Origin of the sequence: Coleofasciculus chthonoplastes PCC 7420 (assembly GCF_000155555.1) — a bacterium.
GTDB lineage: Bacteria > Cyanobacteriota > Cyanobacteriia > Cyanobacteriales > Coleofasciculaceae > Coleofasciculus > Coleofasciculus chthonoplastes_A.
The window spans coordinates 134,579-155,757 of the sequence record NZ_DS989858.1 but is presented as its reverse complement, the minus strand read 5'-3'; the positions used below and the strand labels follow the sequence as shown (position 1 = coordinate 155,757).

Below are 21,179 nucleotides of genomic sequence, written 5' to 3'. Positions count from 1 at the left end.
GGTGCATCCCGCTTTTAACCGTCTCTTCTACCGTCCTGCACTAGGATGCTCAGAAAGCCACTTCACCGCCATCAGTAGATTATTTTCTAATCCCAAGCCTTTCAGGAAACTTGAATGCAAGCTTAAATTGCTGCAAAAACGAGTATCTAGAAAGCGTTTAGGGAGTAACAACCGAAAAAAGGCACAAGCTAAAGTCAGCCGACTACATGAACGGATAGCAAACATCAGGAAAAATTACCACTGGGAATTAGCCCACAATCTTTGTGATTGGGCGGGAATGATATTTGCTGAAGACCTCAACCTTAAGGCACTAGCAAAAGGGATGTTAGGCAAGCATTGTTTAGATGCAGGTTGGGGGCAATTCCTACAAGTATTAGAGCAATGCTGCTTTAAACGTGGCGTATTTTTCCGAAAAACCGATGCCAAAAAGACAAGTCAGACTTGTCCTAACTGCCTAACAGAAACGGGAAAGAAACTGCTGTCAGAACGTGTCCATTCATGTAGTCATTGCGGCTACACCACCGATAGAGATGTAGCAGCCGCACAAATAGTCTGTATAAGAGGACTTGCAGCCGTGGGACACACGGTCAAGATGCTTTCTGAGGGTAAATTCATTGGAATCCCTACGATGAAAGAATCACCGTCCTTATAGGGCGGTGAGTGTCAAAAAGAACCAATGATAAATGGCAAAACGACGACTGAATTTCACTAACAACCATTGGCTAATCGGTTTTTTCTTAGCCGCCTTTTTCCTGGGAAGTATTTCTCTAGGAAATGTACCGCTGCGAGATTGGGATGAAGGGACTCGCGCCCTGATTGCTAGAGAGATTTACCGCACCGGGAACTGGCTTCATCCGACACTTCAGGGGGAACCCTATCTACTCAAACCCCCGTTAATGGATTGGTTAATTGCTCTGTCGTATAAATTTTGGGGAATTGGAGAATTCACCACCCGCCTACCGGGAGCATTTTTGTCCGCCTGTAGCGTTCCGCTACTCTATTTGTTGGGGCGAGACGTTTTTGCCCAACGTCTCCCGGCTATATTAGCGGCTAGCGTTTATTTGACATTGCTACCTGTGGTGCGTCATGGGCGTCTGGCGATGCTGGATGGTACGGTAGTGTTGTTTTTTCTGCTATTGCTACTGTGTCTGCTGAAAGCGCGTCAGGATAAGCGTTGGGCGGTTGGGATTGTGATTAGCCTGGGATTGATTACGTTAACTAAAGGGATTTTGGTGATCCTGTTGGGTGCGATCGCGTTTGGGTTTCTCTTGGCTGATAGACAATGGACGCAGTTAAAGAGTCCCTATTTTTGGCTAGGGATTCTCTTGGGGAGTACACCTGCGATCGCGTGGTATGCAGTTCAGTGGCAATATTATGGTGAAACCTTTTGGCAGGTGCATTTTCAGGCGCAGGGGTTGAACCGCATCTCGGAATCTGTGGAGGGAAATAAGGGTGCGCCTTGGTATTATTTGCTGGAATTACTCAAATACAGTTTTCCCTGGTTCCTGTTTTGGTTGGGCGGATTGGGGTTAGCTTGGCATCATCGTCAACGGAGTTGGGGCAAACTGGTACTGATTGGTACAATTGGCTATCTGGGGGCGATTTCCCTAATGGGAACCAAGTTGCCTTGGTACATTATGCCGTTCTATCCCTTTTTTGCCTTAGCTGTTGGTATGTATTTAGCACAGTTGTGGCAAAAAAGCAAGCATTATCCCCAAGTTTTAGTCTGGCTTTTGGGGCTAATGGCAGTTGCAGGGGTGGGGGGATGTGTTTACTTTATCCTGGCAGATCCGCAGCCTGTATTAATTATTATGGGCGTGGTTGTGGCGTTAACAATGGGTTTGGCGGCTTGGCAGGTTTACCAGTATAATCGCCAATTTATTCCGATTTTATTGGGCGGAACATACCTGGCGTTGTTGCTGTTGATGATGTCTACATCCTGGGTTTGGGAATTAAATGAAGCCTTTGCGGTGAAACCAGTCGCCCAGTTGATTCAGGAACACACGCCCCCAGACACGGTGATTTATACATCGTTTGGTTATCGGCGTCCCAGTTTAGATTTTTATAGCGATCGCCAAGTGATTCCGGCGGATACAACTGCGTTGAAACAGTTAGCGTCAACGTCGGCGTATTTACTGGTAGATGAGTCAACATTGGCAGGATTGCCGATTCGCGATCGCGTCATTCTTGGTAGTAGCGAAGGCTTCACCTTAATTGCAATTCTCGATTGAGTGACTATCCTGCAATCAAGCCACGGCAAAGCCTGTATTTCCTTCAAATGCTTTTACAGAAATCGGACATCCTTATGCGATCGCTACCGTAGAATTACGGAAATTTGGCGCTTATGACACGCTTCAACCCGTCAAGATCTGATAACCACTTACCGCGAACACTGGGTTCACAGAACCTGATTCGTAAATTGTTTGTAATATAAATGGCAGCATTTAATCATCGAAACGTAAACTTCTATGTCATTTGCTTGTGCTTTCTCGGAAAGGTGATTACATTAGAAATTGAAGCCTAAAGGCTTACTAATGACAGAAGTTGAACTGAAAAAATCAAATTAGGAGGTATAAAACCGACTGATAAATTTCATCTCTATTTCCTCATTGACAAGTAACAGCAACGCTCAACAAATTGCTGAGATTTCCTAAAATTGTAAACTAGGGATATAAGCTCTAAAGACTAAGTTTTTAGTGCCACTCCAGATAGAATTAACTTAAACAGGAAATCATTCAAGCGGTCTAGTTTTGAGAGTTGCTGTTGCTTTATGGTTTGTCATTCGTCATTCGTCGTAATCGCTTCTCTTCACGCTAGCGCAGTTTTCAACGCAAACTTAATAAATTATAGAACCCTTCTTTTCCAGACTGTAGAGACGTTGCATGCAACGTCTCTACAAAGCTATTCTGGCTCTTGAAACACGTCACAGGAGAACATCTCCGTTAATGTCCGCAGATAGGGTAAAAAGGTTGCCATATTTTCGGGAGGTAGGCGATTGTACATTTCCCAACCAATCGCTTTCAGCATATCTTGCACTAAACGCCAGCCGACACGCAGACGCGGATAAAGCATGACGCATAACGGAAACAATTCTCGCTGCACCGCCCGAATGTCATCTTCTAAGACACACAGACACAGATAAACCTGAAACATTTCCACGTCGCGGATACTGGCAATTCTTACCGTTTTGCTCATCAGCGAACCGCTGTAGGTTTCGTAGTTGGGATTTTGACGGCAAACTTGTTGGCACACCGAAATAGCCAGTTTTGTGCTGATGGGTAACAGATTCTGCACCGCTAATAGCGCCTGGGAATTGTAGGGATGGTTGGCAGCTGCATCATACGCCGCTTGTAGGGGCATATACATGTGGTCATCCATTACCTTTAAATAGGGAAGCCACAGTTTTTGTTCTGCTGGTGAGAGCCACTCGAGTAATTTTTGACCCGTGTAGTGAAACTGCATACTGACAAACCCGATCGCACGGCGGTCAACACTCGTATATTTTTGGCGCACTTTACCAAAATCTTTGCCGACAATCACCGATAAGCGTCGGGGTGTTGCGCGTTGAGCATAAGCATTTGCCGTCTTTTGAAACAGATAACGGGTATCAGCCGCAATTTCTAAGGGATTGACTAATTCAGGATTAATACCATGACGCCGAATTTCCTCAGATAGCAGCGTTTCGGTCAACGACCAGGCTTGGGCACTGGCAAAGTTGAGCTTTTGCATCATTTTCTCTGCCGTGCTTTTTCTGGCTTCGAGTGAGGCAATTTCCTTGAGATCCGCCGCCGCTAAACTGGATGCTGACTCATTTTGGTCTTGGTTGGTAACAGCCGTATAGTATTTCCTCGCCCAAAGCACCGCTAAGGAATGAACGTTGGATGTTGACGAGTCGGACTTTGACGAGTTGGGTGTTTTGCCAACAGTAGAACGCTGACGCTGTGTCGGCTGGGACACGGAACGTTCTGTGGATGCGATGGAATAGGTCATGGTAAAAATCCCGCTACACTCTCATTTCCCTTCAATAGGAGAAGATGCAAAAAGCCCTATGTCTCACCTGTAGTCAGGTGAGTGTCAATCAGCACTGATGATGCATCCTCTCGGCGTTAAAAAAATCGGATGTTATATGGAAACTTTAAAAGAGCAGAGTCTGCCTCTGAACTCTTGTCCCAGACAAGGAGGGGTTCGAGTTGCGATAACGACTCTGCTCAAAAATCGCTTCTGTCATATTTTTGCTGTTTTTATCATTCATAATACAGGATTATCACAGTTATTAAAAGAAATGAACCATTCTCATTTAGTTTTCACCCAACAGGTGAGACTGGCAGGGGATTACCCCTCAAGCGCTTTCCAGGAAAGGGTTAATGGTTAATTGGGTTGGGGAGGCATGATTCTCAGATAACTCGGCTGAGCGTGAGTAAGGTGACTTAAATCACACTTTCCATGTTACCTTGCCCACTGATGTAAGAGATAGGAGTAGTATTCTGTCTTATCGACGGTATCCAGCACCCGAATCCGTTTTCCTCCCGCTTCGACTTGGATACGACCTTGACTGGAACCCTGAGGAATCACAGTGGTTTCCCAATCTTGCCAGGTAAAGAACTCGGGATGAGCCAGATAGGTGGTGGCGAGAACATCCCAGAAATAATAGTCTTGGGGAATTACTAAGGCGTAACATTGACCCGCCAAATCGGAAATGGGATGGTGACGCTGTTTCCCCAATTTGTAAACAAACTCAGAGGTAACCGGGACGGTATTGGTCAAGTCAAGGGGACAAAGGACAATCGGAATCTGAGTTTGCCAAATTTGATGCACGGCGAGGGGGTCCCAGTAGGCGTTCCATTCGGCTGAACCATCTTGTCCAGGTTCCAGGCTTTTTTCGACGTTCCCTGGAACGTGAATTGCACCCCCCATCCAGACGATTTGTTCAATCTTCGCTGCGATATCAGGGGCAAGGTTTAAGGCGGTGGCGACAGTGGTGAGGGGTCCTGTCACCATCAGGGTAACAGGTTGGTCAGCCGTTTGCAGCGATCGCACGATAAACTCTTGACCGGTTTCGGTTAGCAGGGGGGTTTGAATGGTGTCATTCTGGTTAAGAATTGGCAGATGATCCACGATAAACGCATCCCGGCGGTAAAGGGGGGGAAAGGGATTAATCCCGCGTACCGTACTTTCAGCAACGGGGATATGAGAACATCCGATTAGGTCTAAAATTTTGCGCGTGGCGTTAACGGCGGGTTGAATATAGCAATCAGCCGGAGTGACAACGATACCCAAAGGTTGGATGTGATCCATTGTCATCAGCAAGACGGTTGCCAAATAATCATCGACACCGCCATCCTGATCCATGAGGACGAGAGGTTTGGACACGAGGAGAAATTTTCCGCAAGCATACACTTGATTATTATCCCTCAATTTTCATCCTTGACCAGATCCCCGACTTCTTCAAGAAGTCGGGGATCTAAATTGCCTGACTTAGGTCTGTGAGAAGACTATGATCACAACAGAGTGATTAAACGGGATGGATTTTAGAACGAATCTTATGGTACAAGAATTGCAATCCTCTGAAAGAGTCAACCTGCAACATCCAGACAGTGATGGTCAACCCCTGGCAGACAATACAATTCAATTCCGCTGGATTGTTGTCATCAAAGAAAACTTAAAACTTTGATTTAGCGATCGCGCGGATGTATTTGTAGCAGGTGATTTATTCTGGTATCCTGACCCAAAATCCTTGGTTCGTCAAGCTCCTGATATCATGGTTGTCTTTGGTAGACCCAAAGGCGATCGCGGATCGTATAAACAATGGCAAGAAGATAACATTGCCCCCCAAGTGGTATTTGAAATACTCAGTCAGAAATTAGGGGCTGCTGTCGGGAGTGTTGTGGTGGGGGAAAAGAGGAGGGGAAGCCGGGGAAGCAGAGGAAGCCGGGGGAGCAAGGATATATTTTCGGTGATTCTCTCGCCAGAGTTTTGATGGATAGTTTCACATTTCCAGAGGAGATCAACAACTTTCCCTACAGCTCCAAGCTTTGATAGCTAAGGGTAAGGGCTTTGTGCAGCAAGCCCAAATTAGATCCTTTGGTGGGATCAGAAATAAACTGCTGAATCTCTTCGTATTCAGGAAAGTTTCCTTCAGACATATATTGATAAGATGAACAGTCTCTTCCTTCTGGCTCAACGTCAAAACATCGGGCTAGGTAATTCTTGCGGCTAAATACGGTTTGATTTTGTGACCCTTGATTAACGGAAATGACCGAGGCTATCTTATACAACTTGGGGTTAAGAGTACCTAGATTATCGCTGTAAACTTGCTCAAAATCCTTCAGGGTTAGTAAACCTTTCGGTTTAATTTCGACTAACTTAGCATAGGTAACGAAATATCCCTGTCCCATCCCACTTCCGTCTAAAAGGATTTCATTGATACCATCTCCATTAACATCGCTGATTTTTTGAATATTGGAGTAACCTGTCACATCTCCATAGGTTACGACTTGACCGGAATAAGCAACACCTATTCGTATTGTGCTTTGGAAACGAGGATGGCAAGAATCACCGAGGCTAACGAGATAGACAACTTGATCAGCTTGTGCATCTGTAAATGAGCCACGAGCATAATCTATAACCGTCGGCGACAATTCTCCATTACAGGCTTGATCCGTATTTCTCACCATTTGAGAGATGACAAGGTTTTCAGTGTTGGCGGGTAGTTGCGGTGATGACTCAGCATTGAAGTCTTCGTTTCGATAATCGAGTAAAATTGAAGGCTGAGCGACGGTTGAACTTGTCAACAGAAGTAACAAAAGTCCGGTAAAACTAATTTTGTGCATATCTTTGACTAAACGGTTTAAATTAGGCAACGGGCAACGAGCAACAGTGAGGATTTGAGATTTGTTAACATTGCTTCGCACAGCAAAAAAAAAGCGAAGCATCCTCTGTCCTCCCTCCTTGCAGGGAGAAGGGGGGTTGGGGAGAACGAGAGGGGTGGGAAGGAGGCTGGGGGGTTAGGTTTGATGTTGATTTTTTGATATGCCGTGAAAAGTCAGCCCAGTCGATGGAAGGAACTGGTAGAAAAATCCCCTCAAGCGTTATTGTGTAAGAAGTCACGGCAATCCGACCCTATCTCTCGTAACACTAAACTTTTAGACTAACGTTAACTATGTTTGATGCTCTCGCCGAACGCTTAGAAGACGCCTGGAAGAAACTACGCGGTCAAGACAAGATATCTCAAGCCAATATTCAAGACGCCCTGAAAGAGGTGCGTCGGGCTTTGCTGTCGGCAGATGTGAACCTGCAAGTTGTCAAAAAATTTGTTGCTGATGTTGAAACGACGGCAATGGGCGCTGATGTTATCGCTGGCGTCCGCCCTGACCAACAGTTTATCAAGATTGTCTACGATGAACTGGTGCAGGTGATGGGGGAAAGTAATGTCCCCTTGGCTAAGGCAGATACATCGCCCACTATCGTGCTGATGGCAGGGTTGCAGGGAACCGGGAAAACTACGGCGACGGCTAAGTTAGCCCTACACCTGGGGAAGGAAAACCGCAGTTGCTTGATGGTGGCGACGGACGTTTATCGCCCTGCGGCGATTGACCAGTTGGTGACGTTGGGTGAACAGATTAATATCCCTGTTTTTGAAATGGGGACGGATACTAACCCCGTAGAGATTGCCTGTCAGGGGGTTGCCCATGCTAAGGAAACGGGTGTTGATACTGTAATTATCGATACGGCGGGACGATTACAAATCGACGCCGAGATGATGGCGGAACTTGCCCAGATTAAGGACAATGTTAAACCCGACGAGGTGCTGCTGGTTGTTGACGCGATGACGGGTCAAGAGGCGGCAACCCTAACCCATACGTTTAATCAACAAATTGGGATTACAGGGGCAATTCTGACCAAGCTGGATGGCGATACCAGAGGGGGTGCAGCCTTGTCTGTGCGCCAGGTATCGGGTCAGCCGATTAAATTTGTCGGTGTGGGTGAAAAGGTAGAGGCACTACAGCCATTTTATCCCGATCGCATGGCATCCCGGATTCTGGGTATGGGCGATGTGCTGACGCTGGTGGAAAAAGCCCAAGAAGAAATTGACATGGCTGACGCCGCCCAGATGCAGGAGAAAATGCTCAATGCTCAGTTTGACTTCAGCGATTTCTTGAAGCAAATGCGGCTGTTGAAAAATATGGGTTCCCTGGGTGGGTTGATGAAGCTGATGCCAGGAATGGGTAAGCTGAGTTCGGATCAACTGGAAAAAGGGGAAGGTAAGCTCAAGCAAACGGAAGCGATGATTAATTCGATGACGGCTGAGGAACGCCGCAATCCGGATTTGCTGGCTGGTTCTCCCAGTCGCCGCCGCCGTATTGCCAGGGGTTCAGGGCATAGTGAGCGTGAGGTGAGCAGTCTAATTAGTGAGTTTACCAAGATGCGATCGCTGATGAAGCAGATGGGTCAAGGTCAAATGGGCGGACTTCCCGGAATGGGCGGAATGGGCGGAATGGGTGGTATGGGTGATATGTTTGGTGGCGGGATGGGCAATCGTGCCTCACAGGGTTGGCGCGGTAGCGGTCCGACAAAGAAGAAGAAAAAGGCGAAGAAGAAGAAGGGGTTTGGTCAGCTTTGAGAAGATAAGGGTGTAGGGGGAGCTGGGGGAGCTGGGGGAGCTGGGGGAGCTGAGGGAGCTGGGGGAGCTGAGGGAGCTGGGGGAGCTGGGGAAGTCAACAAATGACGAATGACGAATGACGAATCCCCATTTCCCCTAAATCTATAATTATCGCTTAAAATCAAACAGGTGAGTTATTGGAAACTATGGTCAAAATTCGATTAAAACGATTCGGCAAAAAGCGTGAAGTGAGTTATCGCATTGTAGCGATTGAGAGTAGTACCCGTCGGGATGGGCGTCCTTTGGAGGAGTTGGGCTTCTACAATCCCAGAACTGATCAAACGACGCTGAATGCCCCCGCTATTGCCAAGTGGCTGAAAAACGGAGCGCAGCCCACGGATACCGTTCGCAGCATTCTCAAGAAAGCCAATGTCCTTGAACAACAAGCCAGTGTCTGAACCTGGGCAGAAAACCAGTCCGGATTATGGGAGTCTGGTGCGATTTTTAGTTGAGCCGTTTTTAGAGTCTTCCACGTCGCTGAGTTTAGACTGCGAACGCGCCCATGCTAATAGTCGGGTCTGGATTCGGCTGGCGTTTGACGGAGAGGACAAGGGGCGAGTCTTTGGTCGAGGCGGTCGTAATATTCAGGCAATTCGCACCGTTATCCAAGGGGTGGCTAAGATTGCTGGTGAATCGGTCTATTTGGATATCTATGATGAGTCGGGTGGCACATCCCGCCGTGAAGCCCCTTCCGGGAGTAGATCCCAGGGGAGGAAAGGTTCGCCTCGACGCTTACCCTTGCCTAAACCTAACTCTAAGCCTCGTTCTTGATTTGTCATTGGTCATTTGTCATTTGTCCTTTGTTTTCCCTGCCTGCTAATAGTTGCAAGACTTACGCAGCCACACCCGATATACTGGTTAAGGTGCGTTACGCTTCGCTAACACACCCTACCACCCTACTGGCTGATAACTGCTCACTGATAACTGATGATAAACCTTGAGTGAAGTATCTAAAACAATTGAATTACCGAGTGTCCAGAGTGCTATGGTACTGGCGGGCGATCGCGAGAGTAATCTGAAGTTGCTCTCTCAACGCACTGGCGCGAGTCTGGTATTAAGGGGACAGGAGTTGCTCATTTCGGGGACTCAAAAACAAGTTGAGCGCGTCTCGTCTGTGGTGCGATCGCTTAAACCGTTTTGGCTGGAGGGTAGACGGATTGAAGAGGCGGATATTCGCACCGCGTTTCAGGCTTTGGATACCCACCGTGAGGATGAACTCCAGGATTTACATCAAGATGTACTGGCGCGTACCCGTCGCGGTGATGTGATTCGCGCCAAGACGTTTCGCCAGCGCCAATACGTTAAAGCGGTTCTTACTCATGATTTGACGTTTTGTATTGGACCGGCGGGAACCGGGAAAACCTTTTTGGCGGTGGTATTGGCAACTCGGGCATTACTGGCAAATGAGTATGAACGCCTTATTTTAACCCGACCGGCTGTAGAAGCGGGGGAAAAGTTAGGATTTTTGCCGGGAGATTTACAGCAGAAAGTCAATCCGTTTTTACGTCCGCTTTATGATGCTTTATATGAACTAATTGATGGGGAGAAAATTCCCAATTTAATGGAACGGGGAATTATTGAAGTCGCACCCTTAGCCTATATGCGCGGACGAACCCTGAATAATGCGTTTGTAATTGTGGATGAAGCCCAAAATACCACCCCAGCCCAGATGAAAATGGTCTTAACTCGCTTGGGGTTTGGTTCTCGGATGGTGGTGACTGGAGATGTTACTCAAACCGATTTACCACCGAATCAAGATTCAGGATTAGGAGTGGCGCAAAAAATTCTGCGCCCCGTTGATGGGATTGCGTTTTGCGAACTTTCCACTCAAGATGTGGTTCGTAATGCTCTGGTTCAGCGCATTGTTGAGGCTTACGAGAAACATCAAAAATAAGGCAGTGGATAGAGAATAGAGGATAGAAGGAAAATTACTACTGCTCGGATAAGCTCTAATTTAATTTTTCTTCCCCATCTTCCCCCGATTCCAGACGCGCCATGGCACGTCTCTACATTGCTTCCTCTATCTTCCCCACTTATCTACTGAGGATTACCAATCAAGGTAAAAGGTGCCCAGTAGTACGGATGCGAGAAGTTGAGATTTTTGGTCTTGGCGAGTTCTGCCATTTCTGGGGGTAAAGTTATGCTCTTATCTCCATAATTTAATTGACCGTTAGCAATACTAACTTCGCCGCGAATCATGGCAAGTTGCGCTCGGCGTAATGCCTCACTTTTAATCGGAACTTGGCTTAACTGACGATAAAATTCAGTGGTGACACCTAATGCCCCTTCATCACTGACGTACCATAGAGTAGCTAGGGTAGAATCAACACCTGCTTGTAATGCTGAGCCAGCAAAACCTAATTCAGCCTCTTGATTACCGAGGGCAGTTCGGCAAGCACTGAGGACTAATAAATCGATAGCGGAATCAGATAAGCCTAATTCCTTGAGTTCATTCAGCCGGAGTTTGCGATTCCACAGTTGAATGTAAGAATTCTCTGGATTACCTGGTTTGAATTCGGCGTGAGTGGCTAGATGGATGATACCAAATTCATTCTGGCTGATTTGTTCTTGCAGATTCTGGAAGGTGAACGTCTCATTGAGAAATGCTTTGCCTTTCCACAGGTATTCAGTAATTGTGGATAATTCTAGGGGGACATAAGGTAACTCTTGTAAATCGAGGAATTTCGACGCCCCCATCGCTAGAACTGGACGCAAGCGAATGTCGGGATTGCGAGCTTGCATTAAACTGAAGCTGGGAATCAAGTTGACACTATAGTTCTCGATTAAGAAGTTGTCTCCATCGTGAAGGGCGGCGATGGGGAGCGATCGCAACCCGGAATCCATGGCAAACATTAACCCTTGGATTTGGCGTGCTTCTAAATCGTCCGCTAAGGGTTCGATTAACCATTGGTAGAGTTGCTGAGCTGAATCCAGGTAGTTCGTTGATCCAAGGTTACGACGATCGCTAAGTGTCCGCTGAAACTTTTGAGTCTCTGCTAAAACCTTAGCCCGAATCGCATTAGGAACTCGACGTTGAATGGCTTCACCATCGGCAGTAATCAGTACCAATTCTAGCTGTTGATTGTCTTCTGGTGAGCAATTGCTTGATGCTGAGGGGGTATAACCAAATCGGCGATCCATGGCTGGCGCAGACTCTGCTTGACAAGCATTAGCTTCTGAGTTCATGGGTTGAGGGACAAAGCTGACATAAATCACAGCGGTTTTCAAGCCGGTGACTTGTTCGATGTCGCGAGTCCGTTCAGTGATATCTTGTAGATTTAGCTGTTTGGTTACAAATTGTTGTTGGAGATAGGTTTGGAATTCTTGGGTAAAAGCAGCTTCAAGTTGATCCACGCGATCGCTAACATTATCCGTTTCTGACGATGTTGATGATTCTTCCTGGTTTGAAGCCTGCTGTTGAGGCGTCTCACTGGGGGTTCCATTACCGTTGTTTGCGGCTGTGGTGTCTTGTCCAGAGGATTCAGGGGTATTGGAATTACCGTTGGCGATACCGGAATTATCGCCACTGTCGGTGGGGTTCGAGCCACCGTTATTCACGGTATCGCTATTGTCAGGAGTATCCGGATTAGGATTACGGCTATAGGTTTCGCCGCCATCATCATTAGAGGTATCGGTGTTGGCGTTCTCTGTCTCCGTCGGATCTGTATTGTCGGTGTTGTTATCTACCGTCTCTGTACCACTATTGTCTTCGGCGGTCTCACTATTGTCAGGAATAACAGGATTGCGACTATAGGTTTCGTCGCCATCATCATTAGAGGTATCGGTGTTGGCGTTCTCTGTCTCCGTCGGATCTGTATTGTCGGTGTTGTTATCTACCGTCTCTGTACCACTATTGTCTTCGGCGGTATCGCTATTGTCAGGAGTAACAGGATTGCGACTATAGGTGTCGTCGCCATCATCGTTAGAGGTATCGGTGTTGGCGTTCTCTGTCTCCGTCGGATCTGTATTGTCGGTGTTGTTATCTACCGTCTCTGTACCACTATTGTCTTCGGCGGTCTCACTATTTTCAACAGTAACGGGGTTACGGCTATAGGTTTCGCCGCCATCATCATTAGAGGTATCGGTGTTGGCGTTCTCTGTAGAAGGCGTATCGCTAGCTTGAGTCGGAGTCCGGCTGTAGGTTGTCGGAGGGGAGTTATTATTCCCGCTATTAGAATTATTGCTCTCGGCGTTACTCTCAGCTACATTACCTTCTTCGCAGCTAGGATCATCTGCGGAGCAGTTTTCTTCGTCATCGTTATTAGTGTTGATCCTAGGAAACCGACTATAGGTTCGACTATAGGTTTGAATACTGTTTTCCGTATCTGAATTGGCAGCTTGAGTATCATCATCACCATTATCCGCGATCGCACCTGAGTTATCGCTTGTCGTGCGATCGCCTACGGAATTGGTTGTATTTTCAGCCGAATTTTCTCCGGAATCCCCTTCCGGTTCCGTTGGTTCCTGTGCAACCTGTGCAATTGGAGGAGTATTCGGTTCCGGTTCCGCTGGTTCCTGGCTAATTGGAGGAGTATTCGGTTCCGGTTCCGTTGGTTCCTGTGCAATTGGAGGAGTATTCGGTTCCGGTTCCGTTGGTTCCTGTGCAATTGGAGGATTCGGTTCCGGTTCCGCTGGTTCCTGGCTAATTGGAGGAGTATTCGGTTCCGGTTCCGTTGGTTCCTGGCTAATTGGAGGAGTATTCGGTTCCGGTTCCGTTGGTTCCTGTGCAATTGGAGGAGTATTCGGTTCCGGTTCCGTTGGTTCCTGTGCAATTGGAGGATTCGGTTCCGGTTCCGCTGGTTCCTGGCTAATTGGAGGAGTATTCGGTTCCGGTTCCGTTGGTTCCTGGCTAATTGGAGGATTCGGTTCCGGTTCCGTTGGTTCCTGGCTAATTGGAGGAGTATTCGGTTCCGGTTCCGCTGGTTCCTGGCTAATTGGAGGAGTATTCGGTTCCGGTTCCGTTGGTTCCTGGCTAATTGGAGGATTCGGTTCCGGTTCCGTTGGTTCCTGGCTAATTGGAGGATTCGGTTCCGGTTCCGTTGGTTCCTGGCTAATTGGAGGAGTATTCGGTTCCGGTTCCGTTGGTTCCTGGCTAATTGGAGGAGTATTCGGTTCCGGTTCCGTTGGTTCCTGGCTAATTGGAGGAGTATTCGGTTCCGGTTCCTCAACAACTATGATGGGCGTTTCTTCTTCAGAAGAAGGTTCCTCAACCTCTAGGGAAGGGGGAGGATCAGGTTCATCAATCCCAACAGGAGGATCTACAGAAGGTTGCTCTGGTTCTGCTGGATTAGGTGGATCTGGGTCTGTGGGATCTGGGTCTGTGGGATCTGGGTCTGTGGGATCTGGGTCTGTGGGATCTGGGTTTGTGGGATCTGGGTTTGTGGGATCTGGGTTTGTGGGATCTGGGTTTGTGGGATCTGGGTTTGTGGGATCTGGGTTTGTGGGATCTGGGTCTGTGGGATCTGGGTCTGTGGGATCTGGATTAGGTGAACTAGGTGGTAGGTTCTCTGTTATATCAGGCGGTGTTAGAGTTGTTGGAGTGAAATGTTCTGTCAGTGGTGGTTGCAATACGCCATCGTGTATATTTCTTATGCTTATATCTTCTGGTGTTGGGGCAAAAGTGCTTACCTGACCAGATTCACTAGGAGACTTCTGATTTTTTAATCTAATAGCTTGTTCAACAGTAATCGTTCCATCCGCCGTCGATAAGATAACCGAACCTGCTTGAAGATCACCTGGATCATTGTTAGTTCCTTGGTTCTCAACATTTATATTCTGTTGAACAAGAATGTCACCTTGTCCAGTAGATATGGTAACGTCACCAGCATCACCTTCATTCCAGTTATTTGTATCTATATTGCCTGTTGTGATATTACCTTGCTCTGATGCGTATAAGGTGACATCACCAGCACTACCTTTGCTGCGATCTTCAGTATTAATGTTGCCGATGCCAATATTCCCTTGCGTGGTAGATACCCACACATCACCAGCATCTCCAAAACTTTTATCCTCTGAGATTAGATCACCAGTTGTAACGTCTTGTTGAGCAAATAATGAGATTGAACCTGCACTACCCTGACCTGCATTACTGGTATCGAGCGTTTCTGCTGTAATGCCACGATTTGAATTAATATTGATTCCTGTCGATGCTGTAATAGTATCCGTGGCGACAACATCTCCACTTTGGATACCTGAACCGCTTAAGACGACTTGTCCATTCTCAACGGCTAAAGTTGTCGCATTTTGTATATAATTACCACCCGTGATTAATGCTGGTATGTCAGTCAGAGCAATTGGCTCAGAACCTGAGTAAGCTGGGCGTTCAATATCCAGACTCAACACCATTCCGGGTTGGCTTAGACGCACTATACTATTGCCTGGAACGGTTGCAATAGTAATTTTACCATTGGGCGTTGAAAGAGTACCCTCACTGGCAACTGTACCACCGATTAATGTTAAGTTTCCATTCTCAACCTCTAGATCAGCCGAGTTAATAATTGCTCCTGGCTCAGATGTATCGAAGGCAAAATAATTGTTAGGAGTTCCTGCAAGCTGATTTTCATCAATTGGACCTGTCGCATTAAACCAACCTGAATCTAAACCAATTGATGTGGCAGTTGTAGCGGTAAAGTCTCCTGGTACATTCAGACTCGCACCTTGACCAAAAACGATACCCGCCGGATTCATCAAAAAGAGATTGGTACTGCCCGTTCCTCCCAGAACTTCGATGAGTCCGTTGATTTGAGACAGATTACCACCTGTAACCCGACTTAGAATGTTTTGAATATTAGAATTAACATTAAAAGTAGCACTTTGATCGGAGCCAAGACTAAACTCCCCAAACGTGAAAAACTGATTAGTGCCAGCGTTAACGCCATCAGTAATGTTATAATTACTCCCCTCCGGGGTAACATTCGTTGCACTACCCGCTTCTGGAGTAACTTCTGCTTGGGCAATCTCAGCAAAGCCTAGAAGCCCTGTTAGACTATAGAGGGCTACCAGTGATTGGCTTATTCGGCGTGCGGCTGGTTTCATCTGGCTCACTTGAAAAACAGTAAATGCTGAGTCTCCTAACTGCTGGTGTTGTCATCTTTCCTGGTGTAGTGGATCACCCAAACCGTTGCGGTAGGTAGCTAGTAGGAGTGTTTAGGCTGATCTGCTGATGATCTTGACTCTGGCTATTGTGTGTTGTATATATTTTACCCTATACTCATCGCTTTCTTGTCGAAAAAATTTTTCTTTCCACAAGCTTAATGATTGAGTTGTGACTAACGCTACACTTTGAGCCAGGTAGGAAAACCTATACTTGATTGATATTATCGATCTATCCTAAACCTCCATTATATTAAATATTGTGAATTTGTCGAGAAAAAGGCTGGAATCCGCATCTCAGGGTCGATACACTATGGAACAGTGCGGATGTACTGACAACTTGATTAAATCCCTAGTCTCAATGGCATTCCAGCCTGCATGATTCCCCTGAAACTGACCCTGAAAAATTTCTTAAGTTATCGCGAAACGACCCTGGACTTTCGCGGACTGCATACGGCTTGTATCTGTGGCGCCAATGGTGCGGGCAAATCGTCTCTCCTAGAAGCGATTACCTGGGCGATTTGGGGACAATGCCGTGCCGCGTCGGAAGATGATTTAATCCATTCCGGGGCGAAAAATGTGCGGGTAGATTTCATCTTCCATAATAACCAACAAACCCATCGGGTGATTCGCAGCAAGCAACGGGGACAAAGCAGTTCCCTAGAATTTCAAATTGAAACCCCAGATGGATTCCGTTCTTTAACTGAAAAAGGATTACGAGCAACTCAACAGCTCATTCTGCATCATATTAAGCTGGATTACGATACCTTTATTAACTCCGCTTATTTGCGTCAGGGGCGTGCGGATGAATTTATGCTACGGCGTCCCTCGGAACGTAAACAAATCTTAGCCGATTTATTGAAACTGGATCAATACGAAACCTTAGCCGATCAAGCCAAGGATTTATCCCGCCAATTTAAAGGTCAAGCCGAACAACTCGAATCCAGTTTACAAGCCATTGAACAGCAACTGGAAGAACGAGAGGCGATCGCACACCAACAAGATGCCACTCAAACCACCTTATCTCAACTGCGCCAAGACCAGGACACCGACCAAAGCCAACTGCACCACCTGCAATCTCTCAAACACCAACGCCACACCTGGGAACAACAACTCACCTTTGTTCGCCAGCAATACCAAAATCTCACCCAAGAGTGCGATCGCCTACACCAGGATATCACCACCACCGAAACCCAAAAGCAGCAATTAGCCGCGATTCTCGACCAACAGGATCAAATTACTGCTGGTTATGCTGATTATCTCACCCTGCACCAGCGAGAAGAGAGTCTCAGCCAAAAATTCCACGCCGATCAAAACGCCCACCGCCAAAAACAGCAACACCAACAGCAACTCAACCAACAGATTCAGGAATTGAATCTACAAATTCGCCAAACCCAAGCCCAACTCGACGCCCTGCGCCCCCAAGAACAAGAAATTCAACAGATGCTTACCCGTTCGACAGACGTAGCCGAAGCCGTGGAAAAACTCAAAGCCGCCCGCACCCGCCTCAATCACCTGGATCAACTTCAACTCGACGTTTCCCCCATCCTGCAACGCCGCGCCGCCTTGCAAAGCGAACTGGATCGCACCCACGCCCGCCTCAGCGCCCGTTTAGATGAACTCAACGCCTCAGAAGATCAACTCTCGCACCAAATCGCCACCACCCCCCAACTGCGACAAACCGTTCTGCAAGTTGTCGCCGAAATCAGTACCTTAGAAAAAAAGAAAGTCTATCAACAGCGCGTCCAAGAAAAAGGACTCGAACGCCGCAGCTTTCAGGAACGACTGCAAGAAAGCCAGCGCCGTTATGAAAAACAAATCGCCGAACTCACCCAGAAAATCCAAATGCTACAGGTTCAGGACGCCGTATGTCCCCTGTGCGATCGCCCTTTAGATGAAACCCATTCCCAGCACGTTATCCAGAAAACTAGCACCGAACAACAGGAAATTCAAGATCAATTTTGGGTGGTGCGAGAACAACTAACCGTTTGTGAACGGGAACTGCAAGTTTTACGTCAAGAATACGCCCAACTCTCCCAAGAATTGGCACCTTTTGAACAATTACTCGAACAACGGGGACAACTCGAAGCCCGACTCGAAGCCACCGATGAAGTATATGATCGCCTCTACGACATCTCCGAAGAAAAGAAACAACTGGAGCGATCGCTAAGTGAAGGAACCTACGCCCTAGATATCCAAACCCAACTTCAAACCCTGGATAGCCAACTCCAACAATTAAACTACAACGAACAAACCCACGCCCTCGCACGCGGAGAAGTCGATCGGTGGCGTTGGGCGGAAATCCGCCAAGCCAAACTCGAAGACGCCCAGCGACGCCTAGAGAAAATTCAGGAACAAAAACCCCAACTGCAAGCCCAACTCGATCAGCTAAACCAATCCCTAGAGGAGTTACAAACCACTTCTCCCCTCAAACAGCAACTCGACGCGATCGAGTCACAAATTACCGAAATTGGCTACAACTTAGACACCCACAACCAACTCCGCACCGCCCTGCGACACGCCCAGTCTTGGCAACTACGTCATCAAGAATTAACCAAAGCCCAAGAACACTATCCCCAACTCTGTCAACGATTAGACAGCCTGACTCAAACCCTCGCCCAACGACAAGGCGATCGCGAAACTCTCAATACACAACTTGCCGAAATTGTCAAGCAATTAGAACAGTATCCCGACACCAGCCGCGACATCCAAAGCTTGGAACAGCGCATCCTCCAGCGACGCCGACAATTAGACGAACACCTATCCCAAATTGGGCGTTTACAACAGCGCTTAACTCAACTGGATACCCTGAAAACTCAATATCAAGAACAAGAGGAACAGGTTAAAACCCTAAAACGGCAATATCGAGTGCATCAGGAACTCGCCAAAGCCTTTGGCAAAAACGGCATTCAAACGCTGATGATTGAGAACATATTACCCCAATTAGAGGCAGAAACCAATCAAATACTATCCCGACTCACCGGAAATCAGTTACACGTCCAAATTGTCACCCAAAAAGCCGGAAAACGGGCATCAAAGCGCAAAAGTAAACTCATCGACACCCTGGATATTTTAATCGCCGACGCTAGCGGAACCCGCCCTTATGAAACCTATTCTGGCGGTGAAGCCTTCCGGATTAACTTTGCCATTCGCCTCGCCTTAGCCCGACTCTTAGCGCAGAGGGCGGGAACCTCCTTGCAAATGCTGATTGTCGATGAAGGCTTTGGTACACAAGACGCTGAGGGGTGCGAACGATTGATTGCGGCAATTAACGCGATCGCCTCTGACTTCGCTTGTATTTTAACTGTAACCCACATGCCCCAATTTAAGGAAGCCTTTCAGACGCGAATTGAAGTGCAAAAAACCGAGCAAGGTTCACAGTTAAGTTTACTGATGTAACGCTTAAAATTATTGGGCGGGACGATTTACTCGCATCACTTTTCCCCGTAAGGATTCTTCCTGTAAAATGGCTTGATGAATTCGGGTTGCCATTCTCTCTCTATCTAAGTCATCTTTACAGGCAATAATACCCGAATGATCAGAAGATAAACGGTGCAGTCGAAAGAAATCATTTCGATTTAGGGTTAAAACAGCACGATTTTCACTTGTAGCAAATTCCAAAACCTCTTGATCAGGAATTTTTTGATTTGCCTTTCCTGCTTCCTGTACAGTAAGTACATCATGACCAAAAGCGCGTAAAAATTCCACAACTCGTCGGGGAAATTGTTCATCAGCATAAAGACGTGTCATCAATCTTCTTCGTTCTGTCGAATAGCGATTTCAATCTCATCAGCATAGACTTCAGCATAAATCCAAGCATTCACCAAATCAGCAGCCGATAACGTGGAATAGTCTTGTAGAAGTTGAGCTTCACTAATCCCTAAACGGCGAGCATTGACTAACACCCAAACCGGAATGCGAGTATTGGCAATGCAGGCTGTTCCGCCACAGACACCAGGCGTTTTTTCAATTCCCTTCCAATTGTTATCGAAACTTTGGGCTAGGAGGTGAATGGCTTGAGCTTTTTCAGTAGGCTTTAGAGCAAGCAGTTGCGGTTCTAATTCTTTGATGTTCATGATTTAAATTAGAAATTATCCAGAAAAAAGAGAGCGGTATAGATAGAAGGGTGCAAGGATGGTGTCCTTACATTCGGGTTTACCCCATAGGCTTAAGAACAGTAATAGCATTTACCCTTACGATAACTCTTCACGCCAAGTAAACCGAATTTGCTCATCAGCCTGTCTGAACTCAATATTAAACCGATCAAATACAACTTCCCGCCCCAGGAGCAATTGTTCTGCACTTGTAATGCTTTGCAACCAAGCGACAGGAGCAATAAAACTGTGTCCATCAATTGTCATTTCAACATTCGCTCACTTTCACTTTTAGACAGTATTCTATTCATAAATTTTAAAATCAAACTCTTAAAATTATCGAAAATAACATCATTTCTAGTTGTTTGCGAACTCTATAAAATTTTGGTCACTATCCTCCAAACCCCTCTGCGCCCTCTGCGTAAACCTCTGCGTTACTCTGCGTTAAAAAAACAAAATTTCCATCCTCAACAGACAAAACCCTCATCAATCAAAACGGCGATAAAAACCGCAGCAGCAAAGAACCAATACCCACCAGCGCATTCCCAAACGAAGGGCGGGAGCGAACTTCGGGGGGATTTTGGGCAATTTCCACCATAGCAATCAGATTCTGCGAGGCTTGAAAACCCACCGGGTTTTCTTGAGTCGTAAAAAGCTGACTAGCTACTTCAGCATCTTGGATAGCACCGCCGTGATTACTTAAGCGAAATTGGGCAATTCCCCGGGCTAAATAGGCGGGAGCAAAATCTGCTTTTAGATTCAGGGCTTGATTATAATGTTCAATAGCCGCTTGATAGTTTCCCCGTTCGGCTTCAATCACACCCCAAGCATAAAAATCTTCTGGGGTTCCGGCATACTCAGGAAGACCAATCGTTCCTTGAATATAAGCGCTACTGAGATCCGTACCAAACAGTTGTGCATTAACCAGATACGCATCTCTGAGATCCGTTCCCACTAAAATAGCGCCACTAAGATTTGCCCCAGTTAAGTTCGCGCCATTGAGAGACGCGCCACTAAGATTTGCGCCAGTGAGATCCGCCCCCGTCAAATTTGCCCGACTCAGATTAGCGCGACTCAAATCTGCCCCACTCAAGTTTGCCCCGACTAATTCTGCCATGACTAAACCTGCATCGGTGAGATCACAGCCGGGACAGGTTTTGGTGGAGAGTACCTTTTGGATATTTTGCAGATTTTCGGCGAAGGCGCTGGTATTCAGAGTGATGGCGGTGAAAATAGCAGCCGTGGTTAGCAGGATTGGTTTCATGGCACGATTAGGGATGAATGGGGCTAAAGGTTCTACGCGATCGCAGTACTGGGATTGGGGTATACCTTTG

General features: G+C 46.9%; 14 protein-coding genes and 2 pseudogenes. 8 read left to right on the top strand and 8 right to left on the bottom strand.

The window, feature by feature from the left end:
* Positions 1-58 precede the first annotated feature (58 nt).
* A pseudogene (locus MC7420_RS23430) lies at positions 59-652 on the top strand (RNA-guided endonuclease InsQ/TnpB family protein); the annotation flags it as partial.
* 31 nt (positions 653-683) lie between these two features.
* Positions 684-2,231: an ArnT family glycosyltransferase gene (locus MC7420_RS23425; protein ID WP_006103341.1), complete on the top strand. Its 1,548-nt coding sequence runs from the start codon at positions 684-686 to the stop codon at positions 2,229-2,231.
* Between the two features lie 670 nt (positions 2,232-2,901).
* Here the strand turns inward: MC7420_RS23425 and MC7420_RS23420 are convergent.
* Entirely contained in the window at positions 2,902-3,990 is a 1,089-nt protein-coding gene (locus MC7420_RS23420; RefSeq protein ID WP_006103519.1) for a hypothetical protein, read from the bottom strand.
* Positions 3,991-4,446: 456 nt separating this feature from the next.
* A complete protein-coding gene (locus MC7420_RS23410; RefSeq protein WP_006103377.1) occupies positions 4,447-5,370 on the bottom strand; it encodes a nucleoside hydrolase in 924 nt (307 codons plus the stop codon).
* A 172-nt stretch (positions 5,371-5,542) separates the two neighbouring features.
* On the opposite strand from MC7420_RS23410, the pseudogene MC7420_RS23405 reads away from it, so the two are divergent.
* Positions 5,543-5,854 (top strand): annotated as a pseudogene (locus MC7420_RS23405) (Uma2 family endonuclease); the annotation flags it as partial.
* A gap of 163 nt (positions 5,855-6,017) precedes the next feature.
* On the opposite strand, the gene MC7420_RS23400 reads toward MC7420_RS23405, so the two are convergent.
* A complete protein-coding gene (locus tag MC7420_RS23400; protein ID WP_006103471.1) occupies positions 6,018-6,932 on the bottom strand; it encodes a hypothetical protein in 915 nt (304 codons plus the stop codon).
* A gap of 227 nt (positions 6,933-7,159) precedes the next feature.
* Between MC7420_RS23400 and ffh the strand changes: the two genes are divergently transcribed.
* From ffh to MC7420_RS23380, 4 genes are all read left to right on the top strand, one after another.
* Positions 7,160-8,620, top strand: a complete 1,461-nt coding sequence (gene ffh, locus MC7420_RS23395) for a signal recognition particle protein (protein WP_006103402.1) — start codon at positions 7,160-7,162, stop codon at positions 8,618-8,620.
* Positions 8,621-8,805: 185 nt separating this feature from the next.
* Positions 8,806-9,057, top strand: coding sequence for a 30S ribosomal protein S16 (rpsP, locus tag MC7420_RS23390; RefSeq protein WP_006103355.1), 252 nt, complete (start codon positions 8,806-8,808; stop codon positions 9,055-9,057).
* Positions 9,029-9,430: a KH domain-containing protein gene (locus MC7420_RS23385; RefSeq protein ID WP_044209199.1), complete on the top strand. Its 402-nt coding sequence runs from the start codon at positions 9,029-9,031 to the stop codon at positions 9,428-9,430. Before rpsP ends, MC7420_RS23385 begins: the two co-directional genes overlap by 29 nt.
* A 166-nt stretch (positions 9,431-9,596) precedes the next feature.
* Positions 9,597-10,553 (top strand): PhoH family protein, encoded by a 957-nt coding sequence (locus MC7420_RS23380; RefSeq protein WP_006103359.1) that lies wholly within the window; start codon positions 9,597-9,599, stop codon positions 10,551-10,553.
* 143 nt (positions 10,554-10,696) lie between these two features.
* On the opposite strand, the gene MC7420_RS35620 is transcribed toward MC7420_RS23380, so the two are convergent.
* The gene (locus MC7420_RS35620) at positions 10,697-15,694 is read right to left on the bottom strand and encodes a CHAT domain-containing protein (RefSeq protein WP_006103368.1); all 4,998 of its coding nucleotides are present in this window, start codon (positions 15,692-15,694) and stop codon (positions 10,697-10,699) included.
* A gap of 435 nt (positions 15,695-16,129) precedes the next feature.
* Between MC7420_RS35620 and sbcC the strand changes: the two genes are divergently transcribed.
* The gene (sbcC, locus tag MC7420_RS23370) at positions 16,130-19,150 is read left to right on the top strand and encodes an exonuclease subunit SbcC (protein ID WP_006103335.1); all 3,021 of its coding nucleotides are present in this window, start codon (positions 16,130-16,132) and stop codon (positions 19,148-19,150) included.
* Positions 19,151-19,159: 9 nt separating this feature from the next.
* On the opposite strand, the gene MC7420_RS23365 is transcribed toward sbcC, so the two are convergent.
* The 4 genes from MC7420_RS23365 to MC7420_RS23355 all read right to left on the bottom strand — a co-directional run bounded on the left by MC7420_RS23365 (position 19,160) and on the right by MC7420_RS23355 (position 21,109).
* A complete protein-coding gene (locus tag MC7420_RS23365; protein ID WP_044209196.1) occupies positions 19,160-19,501 on the bottom strand; it encodes a DUF5615 family PIN-like protein in 342 nt (113 codons plus the stop codon).
* Positions 19,501-19,827: a DUF433 domain-containing protein gene (locus MC7420_RS23360; RefSeq protein ID WP_006103384.1), complete on the bottom strand. Its 327-nt coding sequence runs from the start codon at positions 19,825-19,827 to the stop codon at positions 19,501-19,503. The genes MC7420_RS23365 and MC7420_RS23360 overlap by 1 nt, the downstream gene beginning before the upstream one ends.
* Positions 19,828-19,944: 117 nt before the next feature.
* Positions 19,945-20,112, bottom strand: a complete 168-nt coding sequence (locus MC7420_RS40250; protein ID WP_006103479.1) for a hypothetical protein — start codon at positions 20,110-20,112, stop codon at positions 19,945-19,947.
* A gap of 223 nt (positions 20,113-20,335) precedes the next feature.
* On the bottom strand, positions 20,336-21,109 hold the full coding sequence (locus MC7420_RS23355; RefSeq protein ID WP_006103331.1) for a pentapeptide repeat-containing protein: 774 nt from the start codon (positions 21,107-21,109) through the stop codon (positions 20,336-20,338).
* Positions 21,110-21,179 lie beyond the last annotated feature (70 nt).